3 protein-coding genes are annotated in these 5,195 nt (G+C 62.3%); 1 reads left to right on the top strand and 2 read right to left on the bottom strand.

Features of this window, described 5'->3' with window-relative positions:
* Positions 1 to 593: 593 nt before the first annotated feature.
* Both QMK24_RS40550 and QMK24_RS40545 read right to left on the bottom strand, forming a co-directional pair.
* A complete protein-coding gene (locus QMK24_RS40550; RefSeq protein WP_283471929.1) occupies positions 594 to 2,375 on the bottom strand; it encodes a reverse transcriptase/maturase family protein in 1,782 nt (593 codons plus the stop codon).
* A 1,042-nt stretch (positions 2,376 to 3,417) separates the two neighbouring features.
* Positions 3,418 to 3,789 (bottom strand): winged helix-turn-helix transcriptional regulator, encoded by a 372-nt coding sequence (locus tag QMK24_RS40545; RefSeq protein WP_283471928.1) that lies wholly within the window; start codon positions 3,787 to 3,789, stop codon positions 3,418 to 3,420.
* A 92-nt stretch (positions 3,790 to 3,881) separates the two neighbouring features.
* On the opposite strand from QMK24_RS40545, the gene QMK24_RS40540 reads away from it, so the two are divergent.
* Positions 3,882 to 4,721, top strand: coding sequence for an SDR family oxidoreductase (locus QMK24_RS40540; RefSeq protein WP_283471927.1), 840 nt, complete (start codon positions 3,882 to 3,884; stop codon positions 4,719 to 4,721).
* Positions 4,722 to 5,195 lie beyond the last annotated feature (474 nt).

The raw sequence follows: 5,195 nt of genomic DNA, 5'->3' as shown, positions 1-5,195 counted from the left end.
CCGTGGAACCCAGCGTCCCCGGCACGACAGCCGACGCGCAGCCCTACCCGACACCACCCACGGGGACCGGCGAAAGCGACATCACGGGCACAGACTCAGCCGACCAACGCGGTGAAACAACGAGGCCAGGGCCCGTATCCGGCGAGTTATGCGCGAGACGGGTGAAGGCCCCGTCTTCCGTTTTCCTCTGGCCTTTCGGCCCGCCGGCCTTCGCTTCTTGGATCTTCCTTCTCCCGCCGGGGAGTTCAGCCTTCCTTGCGGTCGGCTTACCAAGCCGGTTGGCTTGGACCCCATCGGGGTTTCCACGTTCCGCACCAGTAAGACGCGGCTGGGGTGGGCGCCCCCTCTACCCCGGAACCAGCGGTGTCCTCCCTCCGGGCTCAGTTACCCGCAGGTCGCTTGGTGCCTTCCAGCACCGGGTCCTGTGACCGCCGCCAACACGCCATCGACGCAGTCTTAAAGTCACGGGGCATCATCGAGGGTTCACTTGCGGTGAAGTAGGCCGCCGGCGAGGTGCCCGTGTTCGGGTCCTTTTCCGACGGCCCCTTCCCGAACGGTACGTGCGCCTTTCAGCGCATACCGCTCTCCAGTGACTATTGCAAGGGAGCGGCGAGTCGTCCGGCATGGGTATTCTCATGGCACGGTCGGCAGATGACTAGGGTTTTGCGCCGACGCATCGCCATCATGCGCACCCATGCGGGCTTCTCCGTGCGACCCGGCTTATTCAGGTCTGCGAGCTTGCGGATGTGATGGACCTCCAATCTCTTGGGTGAGCCGCACAGCTCGCAGCTTCCGGCGAGGAGTCGTTGGATCAACTCATTACCGGTGGCCGCCAGGAGCGGAGCCCTGTCTACAGGCTTCGCCTCTTTCTGCCGTTTCAGCGGGATTCCACCGAACCACGCAACCAGCGGTTTCTTGTCCTCACCGCGTTCGACGACGACGCGGAAACACACCCGTGGCCCTTCTGGAGTCTCCATGACGGCCTTGTACTTTCGAGCTGTCGCGGAAACAGTGGCCTGGTGCTTTTCCGTCAGTGTCTTCAGTAGTGAAGTCTCCATGACCCAGCGAAGCCTACCGAGACGGTAGACGTTCGCGGCCAGGAGATAGTACTGGACTACACCTCGATATTCGGCCTGATACTTGCTGACGATCGTAAAGTCCTGATCATGCAGCATCTCAGGCCGACTCGCAGGTTCGCCGCAGCGCATATACAAGGCGCATCTGCGTGTTATCGCTTCCTCGGGGACGCGCAGTCCGATCACGCCGTTGACAGACCTCCGCTTGCGAGTGAGGCGGTCGTTGGCTTGCTGGGCCACTATGTCGTAACCGAGGAACCGGGCCTTCTCTGTGCGAGCATGGGTGATCAGCGTCTTCTCTGCGGAGAGTTCCAGTTTGAGTTCGTCGCGCAGGAAATCCCCGATTCGCTGCTTGATCTCCACGGCCTCGGTCTTCGGCCCGCTGAATCCGAGAAGAATATCGTCGGCGTACCTTACGTAACGCAACCTACGGTAGTCCGGGTCCCGTGGGTCCTGGCTCGGGAGGCCACGTCGAGCTTGTGACAGCTCTCGTGCCGCCCGTCGATCCCCGCGTTTCCGTGCCCGTACGATTGCATTTTCGAACCTCTTGTATTCGAGGTTGGTCTTCCGAAGCTTCCCTCGGTTGTACTCCGGCAGCAGCACGTTCTCGACAAACCTGTCCAACCGGTCCAGGTAGATATTAGAGAGGATTGGGCTTGCTACCCCACCCTGCGGCGAGCCGCTGAGCGTTGCGTTCCATTTCCAGTCCTCCAAATACCCGGCCGTCAGCATATTGCTTATCAACCGCAGAAACCGGCCATCGTGGATCTTCCTGCCCAGCGTCTCGATCATCACCTCGTGGTCTAGGCGATCAAAGCACTGAGTAATATCTCCCTCGATGAACCAGCTCGACCCCGTCCACGTGTCCACGATCTCACTGAGCGCGGTATGACAGCCACGATGGGGCCGAAAACCGTGAGAGTGGTTGGAGAACTGAACGTCATAGTACGCATTGAGCAACATACGCACGACCTCGGCCAGCAATTTATCCGACCACACGGGCAATCCTAGAGGCCGACGTTTCCCGTTGCGCTTGGGAATGTAGATGCGTCGAGCCGGACTCCAGCGGTACCGTTCATTTCGAACGGCTTCGATGATCGTGCCGATTCTCTCTAAGGACATCCCGTCCACGGTCTCTCCAGTGACGCCAGGGGTCATCGCACCCGAATTTGAGTACAACTTCCCATAGGCGACTAAGTAGAGCTGCGGGTTGAACAGTTGTCGATACAACCGTTCCAACGGCAGGCCACGCCTGCCGCGTTCGCGAATAACTTCCAGAACTGCTTCGGCGTTCTGCATTACGCAGACCTCACATATCTGGTTAGTCCAGTCACCTGCGCCACTTTGCCCTGTGTCCGGCTTTCCCGGACCCCCTGGCAGGTCGTTACTCCTGCGACTAATATTGGCGCTCCGTTACCATAGGGCTCGCGCCCCTTAGGCAATCCCGCGGTACGTCCCTGTTGTACGTCCGAGCACGACTTAGGCAACCCACTCATCCCCTTGACTACCCTCACTGGGCATCACCCGTCCCACGGAAGTTGCATCAGCAGGTGAACAATACTGACGCATGGGGCGGCACCGGTTACAGACGTCATTCCGGTGGGCGCGGACATTCACCGATCGGAGATTGGATTTCAAGCAGTCTAGCTTTTGCCATATCGCGCGGATCTCGCAGCACCCCGCCTTGACGCCTTCGCGCGGTCGCTGCTTTCCTGGCATGCTGCTGTCCCCTAAACCTTTCAGTCTCAGGTTAGCCATTAGATCCATGAACGTTCTTCCGAGTTCATTCCGGCTGAGCCGGAGATACAACAGGGCGCCTCACGGCGCACTTCGCCCGTCCAGCCTTCCCCTCACCTGTTGCTCTCCGATGGCCGGAGTGCTCTTGGGCTTGAACGCTCGGCTTCACACCCCGCCGTTACCAGCGACGCATGCGAGCGTGGGGACGGGCCCTGGACACTGGCCCGAAGTTCAGCCGATCGATACCTCCTTCACGTGGCTGTCCTTACTTACCTGGAGCGACTTCGTGTCGCACACTGAGCGCTTCAGTTGGCCAGTGAGCAGCCGAGTTGGCCGACTGAGCTTTCCACGGTCAGCGTGTCGTCTGAGCCCGGACACGGTAGTTGGAACCTGGCCATGGCGGTTGGAACCGGTGACGTTGTGTGCCGTTCGGTGAAGTGTGGATCCGCTTGAGCTGGAGTGGCTCTGGACAGTCGGGCTGGAACGAGCCGGCAGAGGCAGGAGTAGGACAGGATCGAGGCCAGGATCGAGGCCAGGTGCGCGACGACCATCACTCATGTGACTCAGAGCTCTGGATTCGCCTTCGAGGCCGACCACTACCGCACTATCCCGGGCTGCGCGGCGGTAGCCGCTGAGTGATTCGGTTGAACAAGTCCGTCAGCGGCTCGCTGACGTCCTGACCGAACTCGGTCAGCCCGTAGGTGACCTGGGGCGGCGTCGTCGGCTCTACCTCCCGCCAGACCAGGCCGTCCTGGACCAACGCGCGCAGGGTCTGAGCGAGCATCTTCTCGCTGATGCCCTGGATGCTGTCCCGCAGCTCGTAGAACCGAAGGTCGTTGCTCCGCAAGGAGATCAGCACCCAGATACCCCATTTGCTGGTCACGTGGTCAACCACGTCACGCGCGGGGCAGTCGGTGTGAAACACCTCATACCGATGGCCCGCCTCAGCCTGCGTCAGCTGCGCACCTTCCCTCATGTCCGGAGCTTACCCCGGGGTATGTTCTTACGAAAAGTAAGCCCGGCTCGTAGCGTCAATTGCCTCAGTGCACAACGGACTAGGAGCTGAACATGATCGTAGTGACCGGGGCTACCGGCAATGTGGGCCGACCTTTGACGCAGGCCCTGGCCGATGCGGGCGAGCAGGTGACGGCGGTGTCGCGGCACGCGGCGGCGATGCCGGACGGAGTCCGGCATGTGGCGGCCGACCTGGCCGAGCCGACAAGCCTCACACCCGCGCTGGACGGGGCGAAGGCGCTGTTCCTCTTGCTGTCCGGCAACCTGCACGCCTCCGACGCCAGGCCGACCGACATCATCGCCCTGGCCGCGGCCAGAGGGGTCCGCCGGGTCGTCCTGCTGTCCTCGCAGGGCGTGGCGACCAGGCCGCTCGGCCCGTCGCGGGTCGCGATGCGCACGGTGGAGGAAGCGTTGCGGGGGTCCGGCCTGGACTGGACCGTCCTGCGACCGGGCGGTTTCGCCTCCAACGCCTTGGCCTGGGCGGAGTCCGTCCGCACGCAGGAGACGATCGCCGCGCCCTTCGGCGATGTGGGGGTGCCGGTCGTCGATCCGGCGGACATCGCCGAGGTCGCGGCGGCCTGCCTGCTGGACGACCGGCACACCGGCGGGGTGTACGAGCTGACTGGGCCAGAGGTGATCACACCACGTCAGCAGGCGGCGGCCATCGCCGCCGCACTCGGATCGCCTGTACGGTTCCACGAACTCACCCGCGACGAGGCCAAGGCCACGATGACCCAGTTCGTGCCGATGGAACTCGCCGACGACACCCTGGACATCATCTCCGCCCCGAACCCCACCGAACTGCGGATCAGCCCGGACGTGGAGCGAGTCCTCGGCCGCGCCCCGCGCCCCTTCAACGACTGGGTCGCCCGCAACATCGCCGCTTTCCGCTGAGGCACAACTCAACCGAAGCACCCGGGCAGCCTCGTGCGGCTGCAGCCGCACGAGGCGCTGAACATTCTGCCGTTCCCAGAACAAGGGGAGAGGCCGGCAGAAGTTGCCAGGTAGAGCGGGCGCCAATACCCCAACGGCTCACTGACTGTCGTCCCCGCCCCACCCGCTGCCCTGCGAAGGCGCTCGCTCGGTTCCATGTCTTCCAGGAAAGCGGTCACGGATGTCACGAGCCCGGGATGTTCGAAACTGATTCGAACCTGAATGGCAATTTACCGCAGGTTGCAAGAGGCGTGACCAGATGGTTCCAACAAGCCTGTCCCGTAGGGGCAAGACCGCCAGGTCACTACTGAACCGTTCCGGGTTTGATCGAGGCTCGATCTTTTGGAAGGATCGAGTCCGTTATGGCGAAGCAATATCCGAAGGAGCTCAAGGAGCGGGCCGTGCGTCTGGTCCTGGAGACTCGTGATCAGTACA

It is taken from the genome of Streptomyces sp. PH10-H1 (genome assembly GCF_030063355.1).
Taxonomy (GTDB): Bacteria; Actinomycetota; Actinomycetes; order Streptomycetales; family Streptomycetaceae; genus Actinacidiphila.
The sequence above is the reverse complement of the archived record's forward strand: the minus strand, read 5'-3'. Positions and strand labels throughout refer to the sequence as shown.

Bases quoted from the DNA above. Each gene is read 5' to 3' on its own strand.
- QMK24_RS40550 (WP_283471929.1), bottom strand. From the start codon at position 2,375: ATGCAGAACGCCGAAGCAGTTCTGGAAGTTATTCGCGAACGCGGCAGG.
- QMK24_RS40545 (WP_283471928.1), bottom strand. From the start codon at position 3,789: ATGAGGGAAGGTGCGCAGCTGACGCAGGCTGAGGCGGGCCATCGGTAT.
- QMK24_RS40540 (WP_283471927.1), top strand. From the start codon at position 3,882: ATGATCGTAGTGACCGGGGCTACCGGCAATGTGGGCCGACCTTTGACG.